Below are 26,723 nucleotides of genomic sequence, written 5' to 3' on the forward strand. Positions count from 1 at the left end.
GCGGCAACCGCGCGGCCGTGGCGGCGTACCGCGCGCGCAAGCAGCACGCCGCCGACGCCTCCTGACCAGGCTCTGACATCTTCTCGGTTGGCACGTTCCGTACGGAACGCCTGTGACAACCTTCGGACGTGGTCCTCAGGCGTGGTCAATGCACCTGCTGCAGCTGCCCGACCAAGCGGTCCTCGGATGCCTGGTCAGCAGTCCGGAGAACCATCGGCACCATCCTCGAGAAGCCCGCCAGCATGACGACGTAACTCGCGAGGAGTACCGGCTTGCTCGCGAGGGTGAAGCCCGCGATGTTCAGGACCAAGCAGGCGGCCAAACATGCACAGGCCCAGTGTGGGACCAGCCGCGCACGCCACAAGACGGCCGAGACAACGAACACTCCCAGCATCGCCACTGCGCCCACGTTGTAGAAGATCTCCACGCCGGAGGACGATTCGTACTGGGATGCCAAGTGAGCCATCGCCTCGGAGTTTCCCTGCGTCGAACCCATCCGCCAGAACACGAGTTCCGTGGCTGCGTCGCCGATGGCGATGAGCATGCCGAGCTGAGCTACTCCGCCGGCGACGTACGCCCACGGATGGTTCTGACGCAACAGACTCATGATCCCGAAGAGGGCAGGTATCAACAGAACTGAGCTGACGAAGATGGCGCAGCCGTAAACATAGAACGCCCGCGGATGCGCTGCGATGCCCGCCAGCTCCTCCACCGCGGAGGGGCGAAGGGCCGGGTTCGCGAGCGCGGCAACACACCCGGCAACGGGGGCGAGGACGAGGGTGGTCGCATTGGTCAAGGCGGGGATCCGGCGTGGGTCCATGACGAGCCTCCGAAGGGATCAGTGCTGGGATGACCGGGGACGCTAGGAGCGCTCGGGATTTGCCCGCATCACCCGGAGGGATCCGGCCTGATCGACCTGAGGAAGGGGGCTCATAGCCTTATGGCTACTGCCGGCATTCGTGGCCCGCGACTACCGTGGACGCGTGCGCTGGCGGAGGTTCGACCGACGCGACGCGGTCGACGTCGGGCTCGCCGCGGTCGGCGTCGCGCTCGGCTATGTGACATTCTTCGCTGGTAACCCGGTCGGGGATCCAGTGGCGGGTCCGTCCTGGTTCGTGGCGGTCTTCCCGGTACTGCTCGCGGGGCCACTAGCGCTACGACGTCGAGCCCCCCTCATCTCCTTCGCGCTCATCATCCTCGCGGTCGTTCTTCAAGCGGTCCTGAGCGACGACTCCCCCGAGGGACTGCAGATGATCTACGCGCTGGGGCTGGGCGCGTTCTCGGTGGCCGCCTACTCACGTCGGATGCGCGCGCTCGCGGGTCTGGGAACAGCTGCCGTGGGGTACATCGTGTACGCCGCCGCCAACGCAGACGTCCGCACCGGCGAAGCCGGCCAACTGTGGGCCGCGTCCTTCTTCGCAGCAGCGCTCGTCGGGGCTTGGCTGTGGGGCCTTGCAGTGAGCACCCGCCGCGAGGGGCGCCTTCATGCCGCTAGGGCACATACGGCCGAAGCGCGAACGGCAGCTGCCGTCGCGGAGGAACGTGCTCGCCTCGCCCGAGAACTGCACGATGTCGTCTCGCACCACCTCAGCGTCGTCGTCGTCCAAGCCTCCGGCGCACGCAGCAGCAACCCCGACAATGCGGCCACCTTGGAGAAGATCGAGAACAGCGGACGGGAATCGTTGGCCGAGATGAGGCGCCTCCTGGGTGTGCTCCGAGAACACGACGGCGCCGCTGACCTCCGGCCTCAGCCAGGGCTAGGCGACCTCCCGGCGCTCGCAAGCCAGTTCGAGGAGGCGGGACTCCACGTCGAGATGACGACCGACGGCTTGGAACGAGGGTTGCCGGACGTTCTGGCGCTCTCCGTGTATCGCATCGTCCAGGAGGCACTCACGAATGTGCTCCGGCACTCCGGCGCGTCCAAGGCCAGGGTCTCGGTCGACGTCTCGAGTCAGGCAGTGGAGATCGAGATCGCGGACAACGGTACGCGTCACGACGAACACCAAACCCCGGGCCACGGCCTCGTCGGCATGAGAGAGCGAACGGCACTGTTCGGTGGCACATTCGAGGCGGGGCCACAGGCCGCCGGCGGCTACCGGGTACGCGCTGTGTGCCTTCTCGACCCCGCCACATGACCGAGGAGACCATCCGGATCGTTCTTGCCGACGATCAGGATCTCGTGCGTGAGGGTGTCCGGATGATGCTCGAGGCGGAGGCAGATTTCAGGGTCATCGGTGAAGCCCGATCTGGGATCGCGGCAGTGCAACGCGTGGAGGAGCTCGACCCCGACGTCGTCCTGATGGACATCCGGATGCCCGTCATGGACGGGATCGAGGCGACCACCCGGATTGCCTCGACCGGGGCCCGCGCCCGCGTGCTCATCCTGACCACCTTCGATCTCGACGAGTACGTGTTCCTCGCGCTGCGAGCAGGCGCAAGCGGGTTCCTGCTGAAGGATGCGACCCGCGACCAGCTCACTCGGGGGGTACGGTCCGTGGCCCGCGGGGACGCGTTGCTGGACCCGGGCATCACTCGAAGACTCATCGAGGAGTACTGCCGTGTCCCGCCCGCCTCGTCCGCAGCAGAGCACGCTCGGCTGACGCTTTCCGAGCGGGAGCTCGAGGTTCTCCTCCACGTTGCACAGGCGAAGTCCAACGCGGAAATTGCCGCTGACCTCTTCGTCAGCGAAGCCACCGTGAAGTCATACGTGGCCCGCCTCCTCAGCAAACTCGGGCTTCGCGACCGAGTCCAGATCGTCGTATACGCCTACGAACAGGGCCTGGTCGCCCCCGGCGCGAGAGACGATCACCTGGGCAAATAGGCTCCAGGAAGGTCGCTCCTGGATACCAAGCTCGCGGCGACCCGGATGGCCGTCGAGGCGGCCATGGCGATGATCGACGTCGTCCGCGCCGACGAGCTCTCCCGCCTGCGCGTGTGCGACTACCCGACCTGCAGCAGCGTCGTCCTCGATCTGTCGAAGAACCGCTCCAAGCGGTACTGCGACGCGGGCTGCGGCAACCGCGCGGCCGTGGCGGCGTACCGCGCGCGCAAGCACCAGGGCGGCGAGGCCTCCTGACCAGGCCATGGCACCGATGGCGCGAGACATCACAGAGTGGAGGTGGCGGGCCGGTATCAGAACCCTCCAGCCGCTCTTCAGAGTTTGCTAGCCAAACTGCCCAACTGGGAGCGAATCGATCGCCCGTACCCGAAAGAGTGTTCTCCGCACAAGGTCTCCGATCGGCTGGGGGACGATCTCCAGGAGCTGATCGCGGCCTACCAGGCCGGCGCGAGTACGAGAGTCCTTGCCCTGAACTATGGCATCGGCAAGACCTCGGTCCTCAGATTGTTGCGGCGAACCGGCGTACCGCTCCGACCACGAGGCGGCTACCGATCCTGATCGGCAGTCTCGGCAGCCATCCGCTTTCGGGTGCCGCGTAGCAGCGCCTCGCCAACAGCTCGCAGTTCCGGGCCTCGCATTCAGCACCTAGCCAGCCCGATCATCCCGACGTCGGACCTGGTCGACGTCGATGTAACCGTCCGCGCTGGGCTCGCGTTCGCCCGCCGTCGTCGAGGACCTCTTGACGGTGCCGCGCGCGCCGGCGACCGCCTCACGCAACGCGGGCGCTACTTCATCACCGAATAGGGCGATCGGGTGAGCGTCGTCGGCGACGAGGACGAACGTCGCGATACCGTGATCGACTGCCAGAGGCAGGAGCGCGTCCACCCATTGGGCGGGCGAGCCTTGGGTGTACCCGCGGCCGAAACGGTCGAAGGTCCCGTGGAAGTCGAAGATTCGGCGGATTGCCCGCGGATCCCGGCCGGCCATCGTCGCTGCATCGTCGATGGCGCGGTTGCCGGCGGCGAGCTCACGCGAGACGTCGGTCATCCACGCGCCTCCCGAGATCCACCCGTCGGCGCTGCGCCCGACCAGCTGCCGCGCACGAGGCCCGCCGGCCGGTACCCAGATCGCGATGTCGTGGGCGGGCTTAGGCCCACGCTCGCCGGCGACCTGGTAGTGCTTGCCCGCGAAATGCATAGGCCCCGACGAACTCACAGCCCACGTCTGCCGAATGATGTCGATCGCCTCGCTCAACGCGTCGATCTGTCCGCCCCGCGTCGCCGGCACGTCGCCACCGATCGCCGCGGCTGCGTCGAGAGTAAACGTGTCGCCCGGGCCGAGGCCGAGCTCGAAGCGGCCGCTGGAGAGCAGGTCGAGGCTCGCGGCGGCACGCGCGAGCAGCCCCGGAGGCCGCAGCGGAAGGTTGAGCACGTATCCGGAGAGGCGAATGCGTTCGGTTCGCGCGGCGACGTAGGAGAGCAGGGTCCACGTGTCAAGCAGTCCGGGGTTGTACGGGTGGTCCATGAATGTGATCAGGTCCAGTCCCGCGCGCTCGGTCTGGCGTGCGAGTTCGACAGCATGCTGTGGACGGGCGCTCTGTGGGGCAACGAAGGTGCCGAACGCCAGATCATGTCCGTAGTCAGGCATGCGCACTCCTGGAATGACACCGGATCGGGACAGCGGCAATCACGGGCGTGCGGGCCAGGCGAAGTCTTCGACGGTCTTTCGCGCCCACTCTCGGTTGCGCCATGTCGGATTCAGATCGACAAGTTCGGCAGTGACGCGGTCGATGATCTTGGCTTCGCTGAGCTCGCCGGCCGCGTGGAGCTCGCTGACCCTCCGCCGGGCGAGCTCGAAATACGCGAGCGTGTCCGCGATCCGCTCCGGGCCGCCGACATGGCCATGGCCAGGAACGACATGATGCGCTCCGAGGCTCTGCAGCCGCTCTAGTCGGTCAATCCAGGGCCTTGCGTGCGACTCGTCGTCGCCGAGCACGCTGAACAATCCTTCTTCGACGAGGTCACCCGTGAAGAGCACCGGCTCCTCGCCGACAACCAGCAACACCTGATCGCCGCGAGAGTGTGCGCCACCGACCTCATGGAACTCGACGAGCTTGTCGCCTCCGAGGTCGAGTTGCAGATAGCCGGTATACATGACGTGCGGACGAACGAACGCGATGCCTTCGAACATGTCGGCGAGCATCGGCATGAGGCCCCGGAACACGCCGAGGAGCACCGGTCCCTTTTCTTGCACCTCGTGCCATTGCGTCAGGTTGCACAGAATCGTCACGTCGTCGTGCACCGCGTTGGCTCCGAAGCCGTGTTCCGGGTGAGCGTGTGTATGCGTGACGAAGACCGGGCGATCCTCACCCAATCGGCGGGCGAGCCCCGCCACCGCACGCGCATTGCTCGTCCCAAGACCAGTGTCGATGACCAGGGTGCGGCGCTCCCCCACGACGATGCCGACGTTCGGCACCAGGGGCGTGTGGTCACGGTCAGGGATGATCCAGACCCCGTCTGAGAGCTCCTCGACGTCGTCGGTGTCGATAACCGGCCGGCCGAAGGGGGCTCGCTCGTCGGTCACTGATCTGAACTTCCGGTGGGCGGCAGATGGGTCGCAGCCGCTGCGCGATGCGCGGCCTTCCGCGCCTCGTCCATCGTGAGCAGAGCAGTCGTCTGCATGCGCGTGACTTCGCCGGTGGCGCGAATCGCCATCGCGATTGCGGCTGCGGCCGCTGGATCTGGGGCCTCGAATACGACGGCGCCGTCGAACTCGCCGAAGCAGTACCAGTATCCGAGCATCGTGGCGCCGACTGACGCGACCATCGCCGCGGCCTGCGCGGCGTGGTCGACGTCAGGCTCGTGCACCAGGTTGGCCACCGAACTCGGCGTGTAGCTGAACTGCACGAGAAAGTGCGGCATCGTCGGCTCGTTACGCCGGCACTGCGTGCTCGGACTGGACGCTAGCCATGATGCCCGGCGACGCCTCGGCGATGAGCTCGAAGTAAGCATTCGCGGTGTCACCGCGCGACCAGTCCATTTGAAGCTCCGTCGCCAGCGAGAGCCAGCTCAACGGGATCACCCCGGCCTGGACCATCCGCTGTACCGCTAGATCGTGGGTCTCACGGCTTTCCCCCGCGGTCGCATCGGCAACGAGACCAACGGTGTACCCCGCGCGCAGGGCACCGAACGCGGTCTCGATCACGCAACCGTCAGTGGATATTCCGCCGATGACGAGCCGGGGGCGCCCGGCGGCCTCGACTGCCTTCGCCACCTCGGCGTTGTCGAGGGCGTTGTATTCTCCGCCGCGATAGATGATCGGATGGTCACCCAGCGCCTCGAGCAGCTGCGGGTAGGGCTTCTGACCTCCACCGAGGTTGACGACGAAGCCGGTCTTGAAGCTCAGTGCTGTCTTCGCCAGAGCGACCGTTGCGGTCAGGTGATCGCTAACTGCATGCGATCGGAACGAGTTCAGGAATCCGATCGAGTAGTCCACCATAAGGATCGTCGTGTTGTCCGGGGTGAACGGCTCCAGCGTTGGTTCGGGCATTGTTCCTCCTCATTGCGACGGACGCCAGAGGTCGGTCCCCTGGGCGCATGGCTAGTGGAGCGGTGCGAGGTGACCCATCTCGCCGCTGCGGAAGCGGGTCACCGCCGCTGCGACTTGTTCGCGACTGTTCATGATGAAAGGGCCGTCGGCGACGACGGGCTCGGACACTTCCCGGCAAGAAAGGAGGAGCAGCTGCGTCGCCGGGCTCGTCGCGTTCAGGGTCAGAGCGCCCGCACCACCGCGCACGGCAACTGCTTGCTGTGACCCGAGATCGACGTACTGTCCCTCGCGCAACCGGGCCGTAGCCGAACCCTGAAGCACGTAGATCGCCGTGACGTTCTCGGGCAGCAGGTCGATACTGACCTCGCTCGACAGATGAATGTCCAGGAAGGTGAACGGTTCGATCGGAACCAGCGGCGACGGGACGCCCTGGAACGCGCCGACGACCACCCGGACTCGAGTGCCCTCCTCGCCCAGCCATTCCGGCACCTCGTCGCCGCGCAGGGACAGGACGCGCGGGTCGCCCGTCTTGTGGCTCGCAGACAGGTTCACGAACAGCTGCAACCCGTGCAGCTGAACGCCCTGGTCAGCGGGCACCTCCTCGTGGACGACGCCGCGCCCGGCCTCGCTCCAGACGATGCCGCCCGGCCCGATCGTCAGGTCGACGCCTGTGGACGCCCGGCTCCGGACCGCACCGCGCGAATCCTCGAACACGTAGGTCACTGCAGCGAACCCCGCATGCGGGTGCGGAGAGAACGGAAGTCCGCTCACCCTGAAGTCGTCGATGACCGCGATCGAGCTCGAGATGCCCAGCGCGTCCATGTCGACGAACTGGAGATCGTCGAAGCCAGGGATGTGCCGAGGGGTCGTCTCAACCACGCGGGAGAATGAGCTCATCACTTGGCGACCTCCGCAGCAGAACGCCGCGCGGTCAGCGCCGTCCTCCAGGCACTGGCCTGATCGAGGAGCAGGTCGGGAACCGGACGGTTGTCGTCACCCGGCTCGACGATGCGGAAGTCCTCGAACTCGCTCATCAGCGACAGCGCTGCCTGCTGGCGGACGTCCGCTGCGTGAAGTTCTCCTGCGATCAGTCGACGGTGCGCAGCCGCCCGAGCGCCGCCCGGCCGCGCGCGGTCCAGAATGATGCCGATCTTGGTCATCGCCTGCTCCACTCGCTTTTGTTGATACATCCGCAAACTATCGAGCGAACGCGGACATGTCAACAAACTGCTAAGGTCGATGCGTGGATGCGAAGCGGCTGGACGACCGCGAAGCTCGGGCGTGGCGGGGGTTTCATCGTCTTCGTACCGAATTGACCGCCCACCTGGCCCGCCAGCTGGCCCGCGACAGCGGGCTCACCGAGGCCGACTACGCGGTACTGGTACAGGTGTCAGAAGCCCCTGGACGCCGGCTGCGATCCCGCGACCTCGGTCGAGCACTGCGGTGGGATCGCAGCCGGCTGTCTCACCAGGTCGGCCGAATGGAACGACGTGGAACGCTGCGACGTGAGTCCTGTCCGAGTGATGCTCGAGGGTTTGACGTCGTTCTCACCGATGCTGGGCTGGAGGCAATTGAGGCAGCCGCTCCCATCCACCTGGCAGCCGTGCGGCACTGCTTCGTCGACATCCTGAGCCCAGAGCAACTCGACACGTTGACCGAGATCGCCAACGCAGTCACAGCGCATCTCGAAGCAGAACACGTCGACGCAACAGACACTGACGAACCAACAGCCAGCGCTGAACCCGACTGATCAGTTTCGGACGCTCATCAGCATCATCGGGCACAACTGGGTCTGGGCGGATTCACGTTGGGCGGCGATCAAGGTGCCGCCCCAGTGGAGGTGGCGGGAATCGAACCCGCGTCCTTCGGCAGTGAACCAGGGCTTCTCCGGGTGCAGCCAGCGAGTGGTCTACTCGGCCCCGACAGTCATGCTGGCGAGCTGTCGCCGGGTCCAGTCGCTGTTTGGTGTTCCTCACGTCCCCGCGACCGAGGCGAGAGGTGAGCTTCCTAGCGATGCCAGATCCCGGGCCGGAAGCACTCCCGGGCTGACACAGTCACTCAGGCTTAGGCAGCGAGAGCGAACTGGGTGCGGTTTGAGTTCGCACTTGTGTTTAGTACGACGCGTGGTTTACGAGGTCAGTGTCGTCATCCTCGACCCGCTTCCCCTGGCTCGACGTCCGAAGTCGAAGCCAATCACCCCCTGTGCAGTTGTACCTCCAGAGTATGTCAGCGCGGCACGCCCGTCTCCACCGGATATCCCGACCGGCGCCAGTCGTGCATCCCCCCGGCCACGTTGATCGCGCTGATGCCCTGGGTCGCCAGGAAGTCGGCCACGACCGCACTGCGGGCGCCGACCTCACAGATGACGTACAGCGGCTGGCCGCCCCGCAGGTCCTCCACGCGGCCGCGGACGGTGCGCATCGGGACCAGCTCGGAGCCGGCCACGTGCCCGAGGACGTACTCCTCCTCCTCACGCACGTCGACCAGACGCGCGCCCTCGGCGAGGGCGACCTGCAACTCGGTGATGTTGGCCTCCACGCACATCAGCCTGCCACGCCTCCACTGCTCGAGCTGGCCATGAGCGAGGAGGTGTCGACGGCCTGGAAGGCCGACGCCGGGATCTTCTTGAGCTGGTCGAGCAGCGCCGAGGGCCAGTGGGTGTCCTGGGTGCCCTGGAAGTACCACGGGGAGCCGTTGTCGGCGAGCACCAGACCGTACTTCTTCATCGCCTTGAGGATCTCCTGCGCCTGAGCGGAGTAGCCGGAGATCGGGTACGACGCCTTGAGGCGGAAGCGCGCGCCCATCGGCGGGTAGGCCCAGCTCGACGTCGACCCCGCCTCGTGGCGCGCCGGCCACAGGTAGTGGGTGGACGTGATGTCGGTCGTGAACCGGATGGCGTGGTCGATGCGGTTGTACTTGACCTCGTCCCAGCGCAGCAGCCCCGGCATGATCGGCAGCCCGGCCGCGTCGGCAGAGGTCCAGCCGGCGGGGCGCAGCTTGTTCGACGTCAGGGACCACACGGCGCCGGAGCCGGCGTGCCAGACCCCGCTCGACGACTTCTTCGCGTTCCAGAGCTCGTAGAGCTTGCACGTGCTCTTGTCCACGATGATCGCGTGCCGGTCGCCGGTGGCGTTGGCCCCGCCCTCGATCTTGGTGTCGGACCCAAGCGGGTACTTCACGTGGTCGCTCTCGTCGGAGTAGCCGAAGACCACGGACACCTTGGCGTGGGTGCCGGACACGTAGGTGATCGGGATGCCGTACGGCACGGGCTGGGCGCCGTACGACGGCCCGAAGTCGGGGTGCAGCTTGCTGCTCGGCGACATGTGGGACAGCCAGGTCGCGGAGCGGGGGTCCACCGGCAGCTTCGAGATGTCCGCGTGCCAGTAGTTGCTCGCCGGGAAGGCCGTGCACGTCGTCCCCGGCAGGTGGTGGGCGACGGGTGTGCTCGCCACGACCGCGGCGGCGGCCTTCTCCGCGGGGGCCGCCTGGGCCGCGCCGCTGACCAGGACGAGTGGTACGCCCGCCGCGAGTGCGGCAGCGACGGCGAGCGGCGTACGGCGCGAGCGAAGGCTCCTCATGGCGCTGCTATCGGCGCCAGGTGCTGGCCGGGTTAGACGCCTGACGAGTGATGACTCACCAGGAGCCCCCGCCCCCGCCGCCGAAGCCGCCGCCGGAGAAGGTGGCCCCGCCGGTCCCGGCGGACACCGGCGCCTCGGCCATGGCCGCCCCAGTCGTGGCCGCGAAGGAGGACAGCGAGTCCGTCAGCGACCCGAGGTCCCAGCCGGGCGGGCCGACGTACCAGGCCAGCGCCGGCGAGACCGGGACGCCGCCCGCGCCCACGGCCCCCGCCGCGCCGATCGAGGCGAACGCCTTCGCCCAGCGGTCCGCCTCGTGGAAGACGATCGCGTAGGGCAGGTAGCGGGAGAAGATGTCCTCCCGCTCCTCGAAGCGCAGCTGCTCGGCCTCCGCGGTCGCGATGTACTGCCGGAACCCGAGGGTCTTGGTCAGCGCGGCGCGCCCCTTGGCGGTCCGCGCCGGCATCCGGTGGGCGACCGCGAGCAGGCCGAGCCCCGCGACGACGAGCCCCAGCCCGATGAGCCCCGCGTGGGTGTAGCGGGCGAGCAGGTACGTCGCCCCGACGGCCAGGGCCACCGCGAACAGGCCGATCCCCGTCCACGTCGTGCGCACCGACTGCGGCGAGGAGCGGAAGAAGCCCTGGCGCACGGCGTCGACGTACATCTCGGACTTCACCTCCTCGAGCTGCTTCGAGAACGTCCGCTTCAGCTCCGAGACCTGGACCGAGGAGCGCCCGGCGAACAGCTTGGCCAGCAGCACCTGTTCGTAGGGCAGGAGCTTGCTGTAGTCCGTGGACAGCTGGACCAGGGTCCAGTCGCGCGAGGCGAACCAGTGCGCGCGCTCCTGCTCCTCGATGCGCAGGTAGCCGCGCACCGCGAGGTCGACGATCGTCGCGGAGACGTCGAGCGGGTCGACCCGCTCGTCGAGCAGCGTCCCGACCTGGCCAGGCCGCAGCCCGTCGGGTGGCTGGAACTCCACGGCGACCGGGGTCCGGTCGAACAGCGGCTCGGTCTCCTCGGGGCCGCTGCCGCCGACCGGGGTGAGGCCGGGCACCTGGCCGACGTAGCGCTTGTCCCTGCCCTTGCGCCCGACGAGGACCCCGACTCCGAACAGCCCGGCCAGGGCAACCAGGCCCGCGCCACCGACCGTGGGAGCGGACACCGAGAAGGCCCGCGAGACCGCCCACTTCTCCTTGAGGATCGGCTGGGCGGCGTCGGCTGCCACCGCGTCGGACGGCGCCGCGACCGACACGGTCACGCCCTCGTCCGCGCCAAGGTCGCGCTGGCTCACGTGGGCGACTCCACCCCGCACGACCGCCGTGGTGCACGGCAGCGCCGCGCCCTGCGGGCCCTGGAAGCACACGACGCTGGTGACCTTGGCGGGGAAGCTGACGCTCACCGTGGCCAGCCCCACGGGTGCCTGCCACTGCGTGCCGAGGGCGTTCCAGTCGAGCTGGACATGGTCGGAGAAGCGGTTCAGCGCGCCGCGGACGTCGTAGCCGAGCACGTACGTGTGCTGACCGGTGATCGTCTTGTTCGGGTCCCCGATGCGGATCACGAGGTAGCGCCCGGAGTGGCTGGTCTTGACCTGGTCCGGGGCGTCGCTGGTCACGTGGATGTTCGAGATCTCCAGGACCCGCTCGTACGCCGGCTTCGGCGGGTAGTCGTAGACCACGGGGATGGTGCGGTAGATCCCGTGGTGCGGGGTGTCGCCGAAGTCGTAGACGATGCGCTCCCGCACATGGGTCACGCCGTCGCGGGCGACGGTGACCGTGACGGCGTACGACCGCGTCACCTCCCCGGTCTGCGCCCACGCCCGCGACCCACCGAACGCCCCGCCGACCAGCGCCGGCGCGAGCACCAGTGCCAGCGCCATCCCAAGCCCGAGCACCACGAACGCGAGCGAGGCACCCCGTTTCATGGGTGCTCAGTCCTCCTGGCCGCGGGCGCGGCGGGCCACCGCCCGCTGGGTCTCGCGTGTCGCCTGCCGCTCGGCGAGCGCATGGCGCTTGTCGTAGGTCTTCTTGCCCCGCGCCACCGCGAGCTCGACCTTGGCGTAGCCGTCCTTGAAGTACAGCGAGAGCGGTACGAGCGTGAGGCCGGTCTCCTTCGTCCGGCCGACCAGCTTGTGGATCTCACCCTTGCGCAGCAGCAGCTTGCGCACCCGTCGCGGGGCGTGGTTGTTCCAGGTCCCCTCGGTGTACTCCGGGATGTGCACGTTGTGCAGCCACACCTCGCCGTCCCTGACCGTGGCGTAGCCGTCGACGAGCGAGGCACGCCCGGCCCGCAGCGACTTCACTTCGGTGCCGGTGAGCACGAGCCCGGCCTCGTAGGTGTCCTCGATGTGGTAGTCGTGGCGCGCCTTCTTGTTCTGGGCCACCAGCTTGCGGCCCTCCTCACGCGGCATGGCTCAGCCCCGCCCCGCCGGGCCGACCGCGGCGACCAGCCCGCTCAGCACCTCGAGCGCCCGCGCCTCGGCCACCCGCGGTGAGGCGGTCGGGTCGACCGAGATGTCCGGCTCGATGCCGACCCCGTCGATGGTCCGGCCGGCGGGCGTGACGTAGGTCCCCACGGTGATCTCGATCGCCGAGCCGTCGGCCAGCCGCGAGGGCTCCTGGACCGACCCCTTCCCGTACGTCCGCGAGCCGACGACCACCGCGCGCCCGCGGTCCTGCAGGGCGGCGGTGACGATCTCCGCCGCGCTCGCCGTGCCTCCGTCGACCAGGACGACCAGCGGAGTCCTCGTGTCTCCGCCCGGGCTCGCGTCCAGCGTGGTGCGCCCCTGGTCCCTGCGGTCCAGGGACACCACCGGTCCACCGTTGAGGAAGGCGCCGGCGACCTCGACCGCCTCGTCGACGAGTCCGCCCGGGTCGTCGCGCAGGTCGAGGATCACCCCGGAGAGGCGGTGGCCCCGCTCGGCCGCGAGCGCCGCACGGACCTGGCGCCCCACACCGGAGGTGAAGGAGCCGATCCCGATCCGCAGCACCCCGCCGGACAGGCGCTCGACGGTCACCGAGTCGCTGCTGACGTCGGTGCGCACCAGGGTCAGGCTGCGCTCGTCACCCGCCGGTGAACGCACGATCACGCTCACCGGGGTCCCGCTCTTGCCGCGAAGCGCCGACGCGGCGGCGGCGACCCCGTGGCCGGTGACCGCCTGGCTGCCGACGAGCAGCAGCTGATCCCCCGCCGTGACCCCCGCGGTCGCCGCCGGGGAGCCCGGCTGGACGCTGGCCACGGTGATCTCCCCGTCGATGGCCTGGCGCAGCCAGAGACCGACGCCGGTGTAGCGACCTTCGAGGGCCGAGCTGAACGCGGCGTAGTCCTGCGCGGGATAGTAGGCGGACCACCGGTCGTCGAGGACCGAGAGCATGCCCTCGACCGCGGCCTTCTCCAGGGCCGCCTTGCTCACCGGGTGCTCGGCGTCCGCCTCGATCTTGGCCGCCGCCTGGTCGAGGACGCCGGGGCTGGCGGCCGCGTCGGAGCCCTTGGCGGAGCCGTCCTGGTCGGCCGTGGACGTCACCAGGCCACCGGCCGCGAAGGCGACCACGGCGACCAGGGTGTACGACAGCGCCCGCCGCAGCGGGGGCCTGAGGACGGCCATGACCGACCATCCTACGAGCGCCGGCGGGGCCGGACCGCGGCCTCAGACGCGCAGGTATCGCTGCAGGGAGACGAACGAGGCCACCGCGGCGAGCACGACACCCAGGACGAGGGTGAAGATCATGACCCCGCCGGCGGTGCCCCAGCCGATCCAGTCGCTGATCCGTACGTTCTCCGGCAGGCGATCTCGGAAGAAGACCTTCTCCACCATCGCGAAGACGCCGGCTGCGAGCAGGCCGCCGATGAGCGTCGACACCACGGCCTCGAGCACGAAGGGCAGCTGGATCGAGAGGTTGCTCGCGCCCACCAGCCGCTTGATGCCGGTCTCCCTGCGCCGGTTGAACGCCGACAGCTGGATCGTGTTGACGATGAGCAGCGTCGCGACCCCGAGCATGACGAACGCGACCGTGAGCGCGCCGATCTGCATCCAGCGCAGCACGTTGAAGAACGCGCGCAGCTTGTCGCGCTCGTCCTCGACGTAGTCGACGCCGGGCCGCCCGCTGATCGCGCTCGACACCACGTCGAACTTCTTCGGGTCGGTGAGCTTGACCTCGTAGGTCTCCGGCAGCAGGTCGGGGGTGATGCTGGCCAGGATCGGCTGCCCCTTGAACAGCACCTGCGCGCGCTGGTACGCCTGCTGCTGGGAGACGTAGGTCACCCGCTCGACGTCCGGCAGGGCGCGCAGGTCGGCTGCGATGCTGTCGCGCTGGTCCTGGGTGACCGGGCCCGCGGCGCAGCTGGGCGAGGTGGAGTCCTCGCCGCACAGGGCGACGGTGACCTCGATGTTGCCGTACCAGAAGGCCTTGGTGAGCCGGGCCTGCTGGCGTACCGCCAGGCCCATCATGACCAGCAGCAACGAGACCATGACCGTGATGATCAGAGCCACGGTCATGAGCAGGTTGCGGCGCAGGCCGGAGGAGACCTCGCTCGTGACCACGTGCGCTTGCATCGATCCCTCAGCTCCTCAGGCGCGTCTCAGCGGGAGTAGCCGTAGACGCCGCGGGACTGGTCGCGGACGACGTGGCCGCCCTCGAGCTCGATCACTCGCTTGCGCATCTGGTCGACGATGACCGCGTCGTGGGTGGCCATGACCACGGTGGTCCCGGTGCGGTTGATCCGGTCCAGCAGCTTCATGATCCCAACGGAGGTCGACGGGTCGAGGTTCCCGGTCGGCTCGTCCGCGATGAGCAGGAGAGGCCGGTTGACGAAGGCCCGGGCGATGGCCACGCGCTGCTGCTCGCCGCCGGAGAGCTCGTTCGGCAGCCGGTGCTCCTTGCCGCCGAGGCCCACCAACTCGAGCACCTCGGGGACGACGCGGTTGACCGTGTGCCGCGGCTTGCCGATGACCTCGAGCGCGAACGCGACGTTCTCGAAGACCGTCTTGTTGGGCAGCAGGCGGAAGTCCTGGAAGACGGTGCCGATCTGGCGGCGCAGGTGCGGGACCTTCCAGGACGAGAGCTTCGAGAGGTCCTTGCCGAGCACGTACACCTGGCCCGAGGTCGGACGGTCCTCCTTCAGCACCAGGCGCAGGAACGTCGACTTCCCGGAGCCGCTCGCCCCCACGAGGAAGACGAACTCACCCTTCTCCACCTCCAGCGAGACGTGCTCGAGCGCGGCACGACGCTGGGACGGATAGAGCTTGGTGACGTCGTTGAACTGGATCACGGTGGGGTATCGGCCGGGCTCGGGGTCAGGGCAAGCGAAGGGGGCCGGCCGACGGCCTACTGTACGTCGCTTCGCGGGCCTGCCCGGTGACCGGCGTGTCGCGTGGGCGCCCGCGCCGCGTCATGCTTGACCCGGTGAGAGACGTCGACGTCGAGGTGCTGGAGTTCGCCGGTGAGCAGCCGCCGCCGGGCGAAGGATCCTCGGTGCGACGCCACGCGCGCCTCGCCGCGGCCCTCGCGGTCGTCCTGCTGATCGGCGTCGCCCTCGGCGGGCTCGCCGCACGGGGCAGCGAGCAGCAGTCGCGCCGGGCGGCCGCGGCCCGCGAGCTCTCGCTCACCGCGATCGTCGTGCCGGGCGGTAGTGACGCCCACCCTGAGGAGGCGACGGCGGTCGGAACCGTGGACCTCGTCGTCGTCAACGCCGGGCCGTTGGCCCTGCCGCGGGTGGACGTCGGGTGGGACGACGTCCACCAGGCCTTCCTGCCCGCCGGCTCCGCTCCGGTCACCCTGCGAGACCTCTCCCCCGGGGAAGCGGGCCGGGTGGAGCTGAGCCTGGTCCAGCCGTGTTCGACCCCAACGCCGGCCGGTGCCGGGCAGGTCCCGCGGCTGGACGTGCTTGCCCGGACCCCGGACGGCCACCAGCGCCGGGCCGTGCTGGACCCGCTGGGGCTGGATGCCGTCTGGGCCGAGCTGGCGGCGGCCTGCCCGGTCGACGACCCGACGACGACGACGTCCGTTGGCCTGGTGGGCAGCTCCCCCCTGGGACCGCGAGGGGCCCGGCTGCGCCTGGAGTTCAGCAACCCGGCCTCGGTCGACGTCCTCATCCGTGACGTCCGCGTCTCGCGCGGCACGGCGGTCTCGACCGGGCAGCGGCCCGCGACGCTCCAGGTGTTCCCCCACTTCCAGGCCGATGCGACCGTGGACCTGCGCATCGGCGACTGCCGGGGGGCGCTCGTGGCCGACGATCCCGTGCAGGTCCGCTACACGGTGGCGAGCGCGGACTCCCCGAACCAGCGCCACGAGGTGACCCAGGTCGTGCCCGACGTCTCCTTCGCGGTCGGCCAGCTCGTCTACCGCGCGTGCAGCGGGCGCTGAACCCGCGCCGCACGAATTCCGTAGCCAGAGCCGGCGCAGGCGGCGAGGAGGGCAGGTGAGGCGGCGGTGAGGGACGGGGACGCGGCCGGTCTGGACGTCCTCGAGGGCGGCGGTCGCGGGCCGACCGGGCCGGGCCCGACGCTGAGTCGTCGCGTCGTCGCCGGGCTCGCCCTGGCGCTGCTGGCCGGCGGCGCGATCCTGGGGGCGGCGGTGGCCAAGGCGACGGACCACCCGGCGCGGCGTCCTGGCGCTCCGACGCGGGTGGACGCCTTCGTCGTCCTTCCCGCGGGAGGCGACGTGACCTGGTCGCCCGCGGCCGGAGGCGTGGTCAGCGAGGTCGAGCTCGCGATGGTCGACGAGGGCGCGGCCCCGCTTGGGCAGGCAGCGGTGTCCTGGCGCGCCGTCGAGGAACGGGAGGTGGGCATGCCCACCGAGGTCCAGGCGCTGGGGACCCTGGCCGCGGACACACCGACCGCGGCGAGCCTGCGGCTGTTCCGCCCCTGCGCCGCGTCGGCGGCCTCCGCGCCGCCCCCGGTCCTGCTGGTCACCTGGACGAGCGCTGGCAAGGACCGGCAGGCGCTCGTCTCGCCGTACGGCCTGGATCGGCTCTGGGACGCCCTCGAGGCGCAGTGCCCGGCGACGGGCGGCGGGGTCAACCCACTCTCCGTGACGGTCGCCCGGGCTGACCCGCTCGGCGCGGACGGCGCGCGGCTGCACCTGCGCCTCGCCGATCTGGGCGGAGTGGCGCTGCGGGTCAGCCGGATCGGCGTCAGCGGCGGGTTCGTCGCGGTCACGCGGACCCCTGGCCCGGTGACGGTCGGCGCGCACACCGCCCTGGGCGTCACCGTCGACGTGCGGCTGAGCGACTGCCGTAGCGCGATCGAGCGGGCGTACGACGCCGCGTTGACCTACACCGTGTCCTCCCCCGGCGCCGGGTCGGTGACGCCGACGCTCGCCTCGGCCGGGCTCTCGCGCGCGCTGGGCGCGCTGACGTACCGCGCCTGCGGGCGCTGAGTCAGCTCGCCTGCTCGCGCTGCTTGCGCCAGCGGATCCCGGCCTCGATGAAGTCGTCGATCTCGCCGTCGAGGACAGCGGCGGTGTTGCCGGTCTCGTGGTTGGTCCGCAGGTCCTTGACCATCTGGTACGGATGGAGCACGTACGAGCGCATCTGGTTGCCCCAGCTGCCGGCGTTGTCGCCCTTGAGCGCGTCGATCTTCGCCTGCTCCTCCTGGCGCTTGCGCTCGAGCAGCTTGGCCTGCAGGACGAGCATCGCGCTGGCCTTGTTCTGCAGCTGGCTGCGCTCGTTCTGGCAGGAGACGACGATGCCGGTGGGCAGGTGCGTGAGGCGTACGGCCGAGTCGGTGGTGTTGACGCCCTGGCCGCCGGGCCCGCTCGAGCGGTAGACGTCGACGCGGATCTCGTCCTCGGGGATCTCGATGTGGTCGGTCTGCTCGACGACCGGGACGACCTCGACACCGGCGAAGGAGGTCTGCCGGCGGCCCTGGTTGTCGAACGGGCTGATCCGGACCAGGCGGTGGGTGCCCTGCTCGACGCTGAGCGTGCCGTAGGCGTACGGCGCCTTGACGGCGAAGGTGGCCGACTTGATGCCGGCCTCCTCGGCGTAGGAGGTGTCGTAGACCTCGGTGGCATAGCCATGACGCTCGGCCCAGCGCAGGTACATCCGGAACAGCATCTCCGCCCAGTCCGCGGCGTCGACGCCGCCGGCCTCGGACCGGATCGTGACGAGCGCCTGGCGGGCGTCGTACTCCCCGGACAGCAGGGTGCGGACCTCCATCTCCGAGATCGCCTTGCCGAGGCTCTCGAGCTCGGCCTCCGCCTCGGCGCGGGTGGCGGCGTCGTCCTCGGACTCGGCGAGCTCGAAGAGAACGCCGAGGTCGTCGAGGCGTTGGCGCAGCTGCTCGACGCGCGCGATCTCGTTCTGGGTCGCCGACAGCTTCGACGTGACCGCCTGGGCGTTCTCCTGGTCGTCCCACAGGTCGGGGGCGGCCGCCTGCTCGTTCAGCGCCTCGAGCTCCTTGCGCAACCGGGGCAGGTCGGCCACCGCCTCGATCGACGCCATCGTCGACTCGAGGTCCTTCAGCGCTTCCTGCGGATCAACGGCCATCGTCTCGCCAGCGTATCCGCCCCGCCCCCTTTGCAATGAACGCGGCGTTCCTCCAATAGGTCCGCAAGAACGCCGCGTTCATTCGGAAGGAGACCCGGGGGCTGGGATGCTGGCGGGGTGCGCAAGCAGTACCACTTCTGGCCGGGGGCGAGCGGTAGGGCCTACGACGCGTGGGACGTCGACCGGCTGATCGAGCTCACCCGCGGCTTCCCGGTGGTCGACGCGGCACTGGACTCGATCTGGGAGCTCGATGTCGACTACTGGAGCGAGTCGGGGTCCGGCGCCACCCCGCGAGTCCTGGTCACCCACATGCGGCTGGTCGAGGAGGTCGATCCGGCGTACCCGATCATCCTCGGCCCGGACGGTCGCGTCATGGACGGGATGCACCGGGTCTGCCGAGCCCTGCTGGAAGGCCGTACGACGATCGCCGCGGTCCGCTTCGACGCCCTGCCCACCCCGGACTACCGCGACGTCCAGCCCGACGACCTGCCCTACTGACCTCGCGCCACCCCGTTGTGGGAAGCAATGAACGCGGCGTTGTGCGACTTAGAGGCGCACAACGCCGCGTTCATTGCATCCGGGGCCGGGGCCGAAGTCCCGGGCCGGGGGGCGGCTCTAGAGGGTGATCGGCAGCAGCACCTGGCTGATGCCGTGGGCGATCTGGTTGTTGCCGACGTTGATGTCGTAGTACACCAGCCACGGGTTGGGCTGCTTGGTGTCGGCGTCGATGAACTGCACGTCGTAGCGGCCGCGCGTCTTGATCGTGATGGTGCCACCCTGCGCGGTGGTCAGGACGGCGCCGTTGGCCCGACGCGCCTGCCAGGCCTGGATGGGGTTGCCGAGGACGACGTGGTAGAGCAGGACCTGCTCGACGGTGTCGATGCCGAGCCCCGCGACCGCGTTGAACGTCGCCTGCTCCGACGTCGGCCACTTCCCAGTGAGCCGGGCGACGAGGGACTCGAAGGCGTAGTCGTTGGGCAGGAACGCGGTCAGCTTGACGTTGCCGTTGGCCAGGACGCCGACGGGTGAGTTCGGCTTCGCCGCGAGCACGGCGTACACCGCGTGGGTGACGATGTCGAAATCGTTGGGGTTGTTGTCGAACTTGTCGGTCGCCGGCAGCAGCGCGGCGAGCGGGCGGTTACCGAGCGTGCTCGCCTGGGCGGGTGCCGCGGCGACGCCGATCGAGGCCGCGGCCGCAAGGACCGCGACCACGCCGGCCAGACGTCGGGACAGGCGCATGAGCCACCTCCATGGTCGGGGGGCGGGCGTGCCCCCTTCGACCTCTCTTCCGCCGCTGAGGGTCGCGCGGATGCAGGTCCGTGGGAGGATCCGCCCGGGAGGGGCACCGTGGTCGAGTGGACGGGACACGTGGTGCTCGCGACCTCCCGGCTGCTGCTGCGGACCTTCCGCGTGGACGACCTGCCCACCTACGCCGCCCTGAACGCCGATCCGGACGTGACGCGGTTCCTCGGCGGGCCGATCCCGGCCGCGGAGTCCGACGCCATCGCCGCGTGGGCCAACGAGCGCTTCGCCCAGGAGGGGATCGGCCTGCTCGCCGTCGAGCGCCGCGCGGACGGGGCGTTCCTCGGCATGTGTGGCGTGGCCCACGAGGAGTGGTACCCCGACGACGTCCAGCTCGGGTGGCGCCTGGCGCGCGAGCACTGGGGTCACGGGTACGCCACCGAGGCGGGGCGGGCCTGGCTGACGTACGCGCTGTCGCACCACCCGCGCGTCCTCGCGGTCACCGACGTCGAGAACGCGCGCAGCCGCGCCGTGGCCGAGCGGCTCGGCATGGCCCTGCTGGCCGAGGAGGACTTGCTCATCGAGGGTGACGTCGTGCCGTGCGCCACCTACGTCGCGGTGGCGCGACGGACGTGACAGCCATCACCCGACGTACGGCGCGGTCGCGTGCGCCGTGGCCTCGACGACGACCCCGTCCGGCCGGCCGACGTACGCCGCGAACGGCAGGCGGCTGCGCGCCCGCAGCGTCACCGTGACGACGCCGTCGCCGACGTGGACGTCCACCAGCTCGAGGTCGACGTACTCGTCGGCGAGGTCGGCGACGTACGCCCGCACCGCCGCCGCGGCCGCCGAGGCGTCGAGGGGCAGTACGTCGGGGCTCTTGCCCGCATAGAACGTCGCCCGGTCCAGGTTCTGCACCCCGGCCAGCGCTGCGCCATCGGCGGCCGCGACCAGGGATCGGCGGGTGAGGAAGAGCTTCGATGCGTCGGCGACCACGAGCACCAACGCGAGGACGAGCGCGGTGAACCCGACGGTGAGCAACAGGATCGACCCGTCGTCGTCGGCCATGCGCGGCGTCACCCACCGCCGCGTCACGAGGGCGCCTCCCGATAGGCGTCCACGACCTCGACGTGCCTCGCGCTCACCGCGACCGAGGCCGCCGAACGGGCGAGCGCCGGCACCCCGGGCAGCACCGCACGGACGCGGATCGAGACGACGACCCGCGACCCCGGGGTCAGGCACGGGTCGGCGGAGCAGCTGATGGCCACGGCGTCCGCGGGCAGCTCCAGCCCTTGGTCGCGGAAGGCCAGCCGCGCGGCGGCGTACGCCGCTCGCTCGCCCTCCTGCGCCGAGTCCGCGCGCACGTACGCCCGCCCGGCGTCGCGGGCCGCCTCCGCGGCGGCGTAGGCGTTGCGCTGGACCTGCGAGACCGAGAGCACGACGTAGACCAACGGGACCAGCAGCAGGACCGACAGGAAGGTGAACTCGATCGTCGCGCTCCCCCGCTCGCCCCTCATGACGTCGCCTCCGCGTAGGCGTGCCCGGTCACGACGAGGCCCCGCGGCGGGCCGAGCCAGCCCACGAGGGGGAGCCGGGTGCGCACAGTCACGGTGACGACCGGCACGCCGTCCACCTCGTCGTAGTCGGCCGAGACGTCTCCGTTGAACCGCGAGGACAGGCTCGACGCGATCAGGTCCCGGGTCCGTTCGGCGCCGTCCGCGGGGGTGCGGTCCGCGTCGGCGCCGTACCGCGCTCCCTCGCTCGCCGCGGCGATGAGGGTGTTGCGTACGTGCATCGCCAGCGCGAGCTGCGCCACGGCCAGCACGAGCACCACGAGCAGCGCCGAGACAAGCACGAAGTCGACGACGGCACTGCCGCGGTCCTGCCGGAGGTCGCGTCCCGCACGGGATGCGGGCGCCACGGCTCAGGGTCCGGTGACGCTGTCCATGGCGTTGCTGAAGATCTCGCCGAGCTTCGGCCCCGCGAGGACCCACAGGCCGGAGACCAGGCCGGCGGTCATCACGGTGATCAGCACCCAGCCGGGTACGTCGCCGCGCTCGTCGCGCCGGCCCCGCCAGGCCAGGCGCACCTTCTCAGTGAGACGGAGCAGAGTCATGGACACGGTGTGCCTCCTCATCGTGGGTCCTCACGTGCTGCCGAGCGAGAGTCCGTAGAAGCCGGGGAAGAGGGCGAACACGACGGTGAGCGGGAGGAGGAGGAACACGACGGGGACCATCATCGCGATCTCGCGGCGTCCTCCGGACTCGATCAGCCGTCGCCGTCCCGCCTCGCGAACGTCGACCGCCTGGGCGCGCAGGACGTCGGCAAGCGGGGTCCCTCGCTCCACCGCGATGACGATCCCGTCGACGAAGCGGCGCAGATCGGGTAGCGACGTACGTTCCGCCAACCGCTCCAGCGCGGCGACGAGGGGCGCACCGGCGCGGGTGTCCGACAGTGCCCGGCCGAGCTCCTCGGCCAGGGTCCCGCTGCTGCGGGCGGCCACCCGCTCCAGCGCACCGACCGCACCCTCGCCCGCCGCGACCGCGAGAGCGAGCAGCTCGGCGACGGTGGGGAACTCCAGGAGCATCCGCTGCTCACGGTCGCGCACCTCGCGGGCGAGGCGCTGGTCGCGCATGAGCACCCCGCCCGCCGCGAGCGCCGACGCCAGCACGAGCAGGGCCAACGGGTTGGCGCCGGATCGCAGGTCGAGAACCAGGCCGAGGCCGAACCCACCGAGGAGACCGCAAGCTCCCCACAGCAGCTGCTCAGTCCGGAACTCCTCGAGGCTGGTGCCGCCGCCGAGCTGGTCCAGCCGTCGCCGGACCGAAGCGCTCCCGCCCAGCCATCGGTCGAGGCGCCGCGCGCCGTCGGTGACGAACGGCGCCAGCAGGCGCTCCAGCGTCGGGAACGGCGTTCGGGCACGGCTGGCGACCAGCAGCCGCGACGGCCGCGCGAACTCACGCACGTAGGGGGCGACGCGATCCTCGAGTGTCGGCCTGCGCAGGTACGGCAGCCGGGAGGCCGCAACCGCGGCCCCCGTGCCCGCGGTGAGCCCCAGCAGCGCGCCGGTCGTCGCCAGGCTCATCGCAGGACCCGTTCCTCGGTGGGCAGCCGACCGATACGCAGCATGAGCCGGTACGCCACCACGCACACACCGGCCCCGAAGGCCAGCAGCAGCAGACCTTCCGGGCTGTCGTAGGCGCGGACCGCCTCGGGTCGCAGGGACAGCAGCCCGAGCAGGATCCACGGCGCGGCCACGGCCAGCCGGGCCGCGTTGACCGTCCAGGACTGGCGGGCTTCCAGCTCGGAGCGGGTCCGGGCGTCCTCGCGCAGGAACGTCGACAGGGTCCGGAGCAGCCGCCCGAGGTCGGAACCCCCGACCTCGCGCGCGAGACGCAGGGACTCCACGACCCGGTCGCCGACGGGATCGGCCAACGATGCCTTGAGCCGGTCCAGCGACTCCCCGAAGCGACCGGTGGCCCGATAGTCCTCGGCGAAACGGCCGAAGGCGGGACGCAACGGCAGCGGACCGCGAATCCCCAGCTGCGCCAACGCCTCCGGAAGCGACAGGCCAGCCCGTACCCCGCTCGCGAGGTTGTCGACGGCATCCGGCCACGCCGAGCGCAGCTCGTCCTGACGCTGCCGGCGCCGCCAGCCGAGGACGGCGAGGGGCGCGTACGCCGCGAAGGCGGCGAAGCAGGTGCTGATCGTCGCCGAGCGGGTCACGGCCAGCGAGAGCAGCAGGGCGACCGATCCGACGGCGATGCAGGTGCCGACCAGCCGGGCCGGGCTGACGCCGTCGAGTCCGGCCTGGGCGATGCGCTCCTCCAGCCGGCGCCGTCTCGATGGCGGTCGATGCGCCGGTGGACCGGTCATCGCCGACAGGAGCAGGACGACGCCGAGCCCGAACGTCAGCCCGACCAGCGCGCCCACCGGATCAGTCCCGCCGCAACAGGTCGGTGAGGTCGAACCCGTTGCGTGCGAAGCGGTCGGGATGGGGTGGCCAGCCCTCGGCGCGGCTGAGCCGGCCCTCTCGCGTGACGAACAGGTCCTCGACCTCGACGACGTCGCCCTCGACGCGGCCTGGGACAGCGACGATCTCGCGGACGCGTCGGCGGCCGTCGTTCTCGGTGGCGATGTGCACGACGACGTCGACGCTGGTCGCCACCGTCGGGACCACGAACGCGTGCCCCACGTTCTCCCCGGCCAGTAGGGGGAGCGTGCACAGCTTCGTCACGGCCTCGCGGGCGCTGTTGGCGTGCACGCTCGCCATCCCTGGCACACCGCTGTTCAGGGCGATGAGCAGGTCGAGGCACTCCTCCTGCCGCACCTCGCCGACGACGATGCGACTCGGCCGCATGCGCAGGGCCTCCTTGACGAGACGGCGCAGCCTGATCTCGCCGGTGCCCTCGAGGCTGGGTTGGCGGGTCTGCATGGCGACCCAGTCCGCCAGGGGCGCCTTGAGCTCGAAGACCTCCTCGCACGTGATGACCCGCTCGTGGGCCGGGACCGATGCCAGCAGACAGTTGAGCAGCGTGGTCTTGCCGGCCTGGGTGCCTCCCGCGACCACCAGGTTGAGCCCCGACACCACGGCGGCGTCGAGGAACCCGGCCGCGGCAGGAGTGAGCGTCCCCAGCCGCACCAGCTCGTCGAGATGCGCGGCGCGCACCACGAACTTGCGGATGTTGACCGACCAGTGGCGCCGGGTGACGTCGGGGATGACGACGTGGATGCGGGAGCCGTCGGGGAGGGTGGCGTCGACGAAGGGCTCCGACAGGTCGATGCGGCGGTTCGTGCTGCGCAGCATCCGCTCGACCAGGTCATGTACCTGGGCGTCTCCGAGGAGGGTCGTCGTGAGCTCGCTGCGGCCCTCACGCGCCACGAAGACCCGGCCCGGCTCGTTGATCCAGATCTCCTCGACGGTGGGGTCGTCGAGGTAGGCCTGCAGAGGGCCGAAGCCGGCGACGGCGTCGAAGACCCACCGGGCTGTGCCGTCGAGGTCGGGCAGCGGGACCAGCGAACCCGTCAGGGTGCGCTCGTCGTAGTCGGCCAGCACCTCCTCGATCAGGCGCCGGACCGCAGCCGGGTCGACCGCGGGGTCCAGGCCCCGTCGGCGGACCAGCTCCCGGACCTCGTCCTCGACCTGTCCGACCGCGTCATCGCTTACGACGTCGTCGACACCTGCGTGCAGGACCGCGTCCACGCGAGCACCCCCGGGGCGTTGTGGCGACCTGTGCCGGACGCTAGAGCCCGCCGAAGGTCTCGCACCAGATGCCCCGAGCCATCTGTGCACACAACTTCGTCCCCACGTGCACCACCCACCATCGCACGCCCCTTCCGGCCCAGGAGACTCGGACGCGGCCGGTCAGATCGTGCCCAGCAGGGGCGCGAGGATGACCTTCACGATCATCGCCACCGGGTAGATGAGGGCGTACCCGAGGTTGATGCGCGGGTCGGCGTTGGAGCGCTCGCTGACGTAGGCGAGGACGGCGGGCTGGGTGTCGAAGCCGGCGACCTGGCCAGCCAGCTGCGCCCCTGTGGCACGGGCCAGCCGGGGGCCGGCCACCAGCAGTGCCACGGCGGACAGACCGGTGACGACGAATCCCACCGCGAACAGGCGGATCCCCTGGTTGCTCGCGAGCGCCTTCGACAGGGCGTGCCCCGCGTTCGACCCGGCATAGGCGAGGAACAGCAGCATGCCGAGCTGGTTGACCGCCGTGGAGGCCTGGTACGGGATCGTCCACAGCACCCGGCCGGTGCGCTGGAGCCGACCCAGGAACAGGCCCACCAGGAGCGGGCCGCCGGCCACCCCGAGCGCGAAGGTCCCGCCCCCGGGCTTGGGCACCTCGAGCAGGCCTACCAGCAGACCGAGGGTGAGGCCGAGGGCGAACCCGACCGGGTTCAGGTCCGACGCCCCTCGCTCGGAGTCGCCGAGGAGGGTGGCGACCCGCTCCATCTGCTCCCGGCGGGCGACCACGCGGACGCGGTCCCCGAGCTGGAGCACCAGGTCGTCGGTGGCGAGGAGGTCGACGTCGCCGCGACGCACCCGCGTGGCGGTCGCGCCGAAGCGGCGCGTCAGCCGCAGGTCCCCGAGGCTGCGTCCCGCCACCTGTCGGTTCGAGACGGTGATCCGGCGGAAGTCCAGCTGGGAGCGGTCGAGCACCAGCGGCACGCTCGAGGGGTGCCCGAGGTCCTGGACGACCTGGTCGACGACCCGGGCGTCGCCGACCGCGGTCAGGATGTCGCCGACGACCGGCGACGCCTCGCTGGAAGCGACGTCGACGGTGCCCGGGTGACCGGGCACGTCGCCGTGCATGACGCGGGAGAAGACGACGCGGTGCTCGTAGCGTTCCTCGAGCTCCCCGAGCGAGGGGAGGCCCTCGACGTCGACCCGCAGCGTCCGTTGCTCGAGGTGCGGGACCTCGTCCCCTGCCCCCGCCTCGCCCGCCCCGCCCTCGGCGGCGACGACGGCCTTGCCCGGTACGTGCGTGCGCAGGCTGATCGCCCCTGCGATGAGCATCCCGATCACGCCGAACAGATACGTCACGGAGTAGCCGACGGTAGGCGCCGACGACTTCAGCTGCTCGAGGCTGGCTGCGAGGGCCGGCGTGTTGGTCAGCGAGCCGGCGTACACGCCCGAGAGCAGCGGACCGCGCAGGCCGAGCAGCGACCCCACGCCGAGGGTCACCAGGGCGGCACCGACCAGCACCGCCACCGCCACCAGCACCGCTCGGCCACCGCTGCGCACGGTCGTGAAGAACGATGGCCCTGCCGCGACGCCGATCGTGTAGGCGAACAGCGCCAGGCCGAGCTGGCCGACCACGAGCGGGAGCGCCAGCCGCTCGTCGTACGCAGAGAACGCCAGGGCGACGAACAGCACCGCGGCCGGCCCCAGCGAGAAGCCCCGCCAGCGCAGGGCGCCGATGGCACTGCCGACGGCGATGAGGGTGAACAGCAGCAGCAGGGGGTTCTTCGCCGCGAGGTCAGCGTAACCGTGGAGCAGGTCGGAGACGTTCACCCGTCCATGGTTCCAC

Annotated in this window: 31 protein-coding genes, 1 other RNA gene and 1 pseudogene; 8 read left to right on the plus strand and 25 right to left on the minus strand. The window is 70.3% G+C overall.

The window, feature by feature from the left end:
- Positions 1 to 145: 145 nt before the first annotated feature.
- Positions 146 to 796, minus strand: a complete 651-nt coding sequence (locus VMI11_12940; GenBank protein HTY73314.1) for a hypothetical protein — start codon at positions 794 to 796, stop codon at positions 146 to 148.
- A 163-nt stretch (positions 797 to 959) separates the two neighbouring features.
- Here VMI11_12940 and VMI11_12945 point away from each other — a divergent pair, with 163 nt between their 5' ends.
- The 3 genes and pseudogenes from VMI11_12945 (at position 960) to VMI11_12955 (ending at position 3,076) form a co-directional block, all read left to right on the plus strand.
- Positions 960 to 2,135, plus strand: a complete 1,176-nt coding sequence (locus VMI11_12945) for a histidine kinase (protein HTY73315.1) — start codon at positions 960 to 962, stop codon at positions 2,133 to 2,135.
- Entirely contained in the window at positions 2,132 to 2,821 is a 690-nt protein-coding gene (locus tag VMI11_12950; protein ID HTY73316.1) for a response regulator transcription factor, read from the plus strand. The genes VMI11_12945 and VMI11_12950 overlap by 4 nt, the downstream gene beginning before the upstream one ends.
- Before the next feature lie 30 nt (positions 2,822 to 2,851).
- Positions 2,852 to 3,076 (plus strand): annotated as a pseudogene (locus VMI11_12955) (CGNR zinc finger domain-containing protein).
- 408 nt (positions 3,077 to 3,484) lie between these two features.
- On the opposite strand, the gene VMI11_12960 reads toward VMI11_12955, so the two are convergent.
- From VMI11_12960 to VMI11_12985, 6 genes are all read right to left on the minus strand, one after another.
- Complete coding sequence (locus VMI11_12960; GenBank protein HTY73317.1) at positions 3,485 to 4,486, minus strand: LLM class flavin-dependent oxidoreductase; 1,002 nt, start codon at positions 4,484 to 4,486, stop codon at positions 3,485 to 3,487.
- 39 nt (positions 4,487 to 4,525) lie between these two features.
- Positions 4,526 to 5,422 carry an MBL fold metallo-hydrolase gene (locus tag VMI11_12965; protein ID HTY73318.1) on the minus strand — a complete coding sequence of 299 codons (897 nt, stop codon included), beginning with the start codon at positions 5,420 to 5,422 and terminating at the stop codon, positions 4,526 to 4,528.
- Positions 5,419 to 5,760: a GYD domain-containing protein gene (locus VMI11_12970; GenBank protein ID HTY73319.1), complete on the minus strand. Its 342-nt coding sequence runs from the start codon at positions 5,758 to 5,760 to the stop codon at positions 5,419 to 5,421. The genes VMI11_12965 and VMI11_12970 overlap by 4 nt, the downstream gene beginning before the upstream one ends.
- Before the next feature lie 10 nt (positions 5,761 to 5,770).
- The gene (locus tag VMI11_12975) at positions 5,771 to 6,388 is read right to left on the minus strand and encodes an isochorismatase family protein (GenBank protein ID HTY73320.1); all 618 of its coding nucleotides are present in this window, start codon (positions 6,386 to 6,388) and stop codon (positions 5,771 to 5,773) included.
- Positions 6,389 to 6,439: 51 nt separating this feature from the next.
- Entirely contained in the window at positions 6,440 to 7,210 is a 771-nt protein-coding gene (locus tag VMI11_12980) for a pirin family protein (protein ID HTY73321.1), read from the minus strand.
- A gap of 74 nt (positions 7,211 to 7,284) precedes the next feature.
- Positions 7,285 to 7,578, minus strand: a complete 294-nt coding sequence (locus VMI11_12985; protein HTY73322.1) for a hypothetical protein — start codon at positions 7,576 to 7,578, stop codon at positions 7,285 to 7,287.
- Between the two features lie 53 nt (positions 7,579 to 7,631).
- Between VMI11_12985 and VMI11_12990 the strand changes: the two genes are divergently transcribed.
- On the plus strand, positions 7,632 to 8,138 hold the full coding sequence (locus VMI11_12990; protein ID HTY73323.1) for a MarR family winged helix-turn-helix transcriptional regulator: 507 nt from the start codon (positions 7,632 to 7,634) through the stop codon (positions 8,136 to 8,138).
- Between the two features lie 82 nt (positions 8,139 to 8,220).
- On the opposite strand, the gene ssrA is transcribed toward VMI11_12990, so the two are convergent.
- The 8 genes from ssrA to ftsE all read right to left on the minus strand — a co-directional run bounded on the left by ssrA (position 8,221) and on the right by ftsE (position 15,228).
- Positions 8,221 to 8,589: a transfer-messenger RNA gene (gene ssrA, locus VMI11_12995) on the minus strand.
- 25 nt (positions 8,590 to 8,614) lie between these two features.
- Complete coding sequence (locus tag VMI11_13000) at positions 8,615 to 8,926, minus strand: rhodanese-like domain-containing protein (GenBank protein ID HTY73324.1); 312 nt, start codon at positions 8,924 to 8,926, stop codon at positions 8,615 to 8,617.
- A gap of 5 nt (positions 8,927 to 8,931) precedes the next feature.
- Complete coding sequence (locus tag VMI11_13005; GenBank protein HTY73325.1) at positions 8,932 to 9,966, minus strand: hypothetical protein; 1,035 nt, start codon at positions 9,964 to 9,966, stop codon at positions 8,932 to 8,934.
- Positions 9,967 to 10,021: 55 nt separating this feature from the next.
- Positions 10,022 to 11,884: a DUF2207 domain-containing protein gene (locus tag VMI11_13010; protein ID HTY73326.1), complete on the minus strand. Its 1,863-nt coding sequence runs from the start codon at positions 11,882 to 11,884 to the stop codon at positions 10,022 to 10,024.
- A 6-nt stretch (positions 11,885 to 11,890) separates the two neighbouring features.
- Complete coding sequence (gene smpB / locus VMI11_13015) at positions 11,891 to 12,370, minus strand: SsrA-binding protein SmpB (GenBank protein ID HTY73327.1); 480 nt, start codon at positions 12,368 to 12,370, stop codon at positions 11,891 to 11,893.
- A gap of 3 nt (positions 12,371 to 12,373) precedes the next feature.
- On the minus strand, positions 12,374 to 13,564 hold the full coding sequence (locus VMI11_13020) for a S41 family peptidase (protein HTY73328.1): 1,191 nt from the start codon (positions 13,562 to 13,564) through the stop codon (positions 12,374 to 12,376).
- Positions 13,565 to 13,606: 42 nt separating this feature from the next.
- Positions 13,607 to 14,512, minus strand: a complete 906-nt coding sequence (gene ftsX, locus VMI11_13025; GenBank protein ID HTY73329.1) for a permease-like cell division protein FtsX — start codon at positions 14,510 to 14,512, stop codon at positions 13,607 to 13,609.
- Between the two features lie 26 nt (positions 14,513 to 14,538).
- Positions 14,539 to 15,228 carry a cell division ATP-binding protein FtsE gene (ftsE, locus tag VMI11_13030; protein HTY73330.1) on the minus strand — a complete coding sequence of 230 codons (690 nt, stop codon included), beginning with the start codon at positions 15,226 to 15,228 and terminating at the stop codon, positions 14,539 to 14,541.
- Between the two features lie 134 nt (positions 15,229 to 15,362).
- Here ftsE and VMI11_13035 point away from each other — a divergent pair, with 134 nt between their 5' ends.
- Both VMI11_13035 and VMI11_13040 read left to right on the plus strand, forming a co-directional pair.
- Positions 15,363 to 16,322: a hypothetical protein gene (locus VMI11_13035; GenBank protein HTY73331.1), complete on the plus strand. Its 960-nt coding sequence runs from the start codon at positions 15,363 to 15,365 to the stop codon at positions 16,320 to 16,322.
- Between the two features lie 66 nt (positions 16,323 to 16,388).
- Positions 16,389 to 17,336 (plus strand): hypothetical protein, encoded by a 948-nt coding sequence (locus tag VMI11_13040; GenBank protein HTY73332.1) that lies wholly within the window; start codon positions 16,389 to 16,391, stop codon positions 17,334 to 17,336.
- 1 nt (position 17,337) lies between these two features.
- On the opposite strand, the gene prfB is transcribed toward VMI11_13040, so the two are convergent.
- On the minus strand, positions 17,338 to 18,447 hold the full coding sequence (prfB, locus tag VMI11_13045) for a peptide chain release factor 2 (GenBank protein HTY73333.1): 1,110 nt from the start codon (positions 18,445 to 18,447) through the stop codon (positions 17,338 to 17,340).
- A gap of 117 nt (positions 18,448 to 18,564) precedes the next feature.
- Here prfB and VMI11_13050 point away from each other — a divergent pair, with 117 nt between their 5' ends.
- Positions 18,565 to 18,945 carry a hypothetical protein gene (locus tag VMI11_13050; protein ID HTY73334.1) on the plus strand — a complete coding sequence of 127 codons (381 nt, stop codon included), beginning with the start codon at positions 18,565 to 18,567 and terminating at the stop codon, positions 18,943 to 18,945.
- Between the two features lie 117 nt (positions 18,946 to 19,062).
- On the opposite strand, the gene VMI11_13055 is transcribed toward VMI11_13050, so the two are convergent.
- Positions 19,063 to 19,686, minus strand: coding sequence for a fasciclin domain-containing protein (locus tag VMI11_13055; GenBank protein HTY73335.1), 624 nt, complete (start codon positions 19,684 to 19,686; stop codon positions 19,063 to 19,065).
- A 108-nt stretch (positions 19,687 to 19,794) separates the two neighbouring features.
- On the opposite strand from VMI11_13055, the gene VMI11_13060 reads away from it, so the two are divergent.
- On the plus strand, positions 19,795 to 20,325 hold the full coding sequence (locus VMI11_13060) for a GNAT family N-acetyltransferase (protein HTY73336.1): 531 nt from the start codon (positions 19,795 to 19,797) through the stop codon (positions 20,323 to 20,325).
- Between the two features lie 6 nt (positions 20,326 to 20,331).
- Here the strand turns inward: VMI11_13060 and VMI11_13065 are convergent, their stop codons facing one another.
- The 8 genes from VMI11_13065 to VMI11_13100 all read right to left on the minus strand — a co-directional run bounded on the left by VMI11_13065 (position 20,332) and on the right by VMI11_13100 (position 26,707).
- Positions 20,332 to 20,784 (minus strand): pilus assembly protein TadG-related protein, encoded by a 453-nt coding sequence (locus VMI11_13065; protein HTY73337.1) that lies wholly within the window; start codon positions 20,782 to 20,784, stop codon positions 20,332 to 20,334.
- Positions 20,781 to 21,206, minus strand: a complete 426-nt coding sequence (locus VMI11_13070; protein ID HTY73338.1) for a pilus assembly protein — start codon at positions 21,204 to 21,206, stop codon at positions 20,781 to 20,783. The genes VMI11_13065 and VMI11_13070 overlap by 4 nt, the downstream gene beginning before the upstream one ends.
- A complete protein-coding gene (locus VMI11_13075) occupies positions 21,203 to 21,610 on the minus strand; it encodes a TadE/TadG family type IV pilus assembly protein (GenBank protein ID HTY73339.1) in 408 nt (135 codons plus the stop codon). The genes VMI11_13070 and VMI11_13075 overlap by 4 nt, the downstream gene beginning before the upstream one ends.
- A 3-nt stretch (positions 21,611 to 21,613) precedes the next feature.
- Positions 21,614 to 21,805: a hypothetical protein gene (locus VMI11_13080; protein HTY73340.1), complete on the minus strand. Its 192-nt coding sequence runs from the start codon at positions 21,803 to 21,805 to the stop codon at positions 21,614 to 21,616.
- 30 nt (positions 21,806 to 21,835) lie between these two features.
- Positions 21,836 to 22,774, minus strand: a complete 939-nt coding sequence (locus VMI11_13085) for a type II secretion system F family protein (protein ID HTY73341.1) — start codon at positions 22,772 to 22,774, stop codon at positions 21,836 to 21,838.
- Positions 22,771 to 23,622, minus strand: a complete 852-nt coding sequence (locus VMI11_13090; protein HTY73342.1) for a type II secretion system F family protein — start codon at positions 23,620 to 23,622, stop codon at positions 22,771 to 22,773. The genes VMI11_13085 and VMI11_13090 overlap by 4 nt, the downstream gene beginning before the upstream one ends.
- A 4-nt stretch (positions 23,623 to 23,626) precedes the next feature.
- The gene (locus VMI11_13095) at positions 23,627 to 24,892 is read right to left on the minus strand and encodes an ATPase, T2SS/T4P/T4SS family (protein ID HTY73343.1); all 1,266 of its coding nucleotides are present in this window, start codon (positions 24,890 to 24,892) and stop codon (positions 23,627 to 23,629) included.
- A gap of 162 nt (positions 24,893 to 25,054) precedes the next feature.
- Entirely contained in the window at positions 25,055 to 26,707 is a 1,653-nt protein-coding gene (locus VMI11_13100) for a TrkA C-terminal domain-containing protein (GenBank protein ID HTY73344.1), read from the minus strand.
- Between the last annotated feature and the right edge of the window lie 16 nt (positions 26,708 to 26,723).

This window comes from Actinomycetes bacterium (genome assembly GCA_035506535.1).
Lineage (GTDB): Bacteria > Actinomycetota > Actinomycetes > DATJPE01 > DATJPE01 > DATJPE01.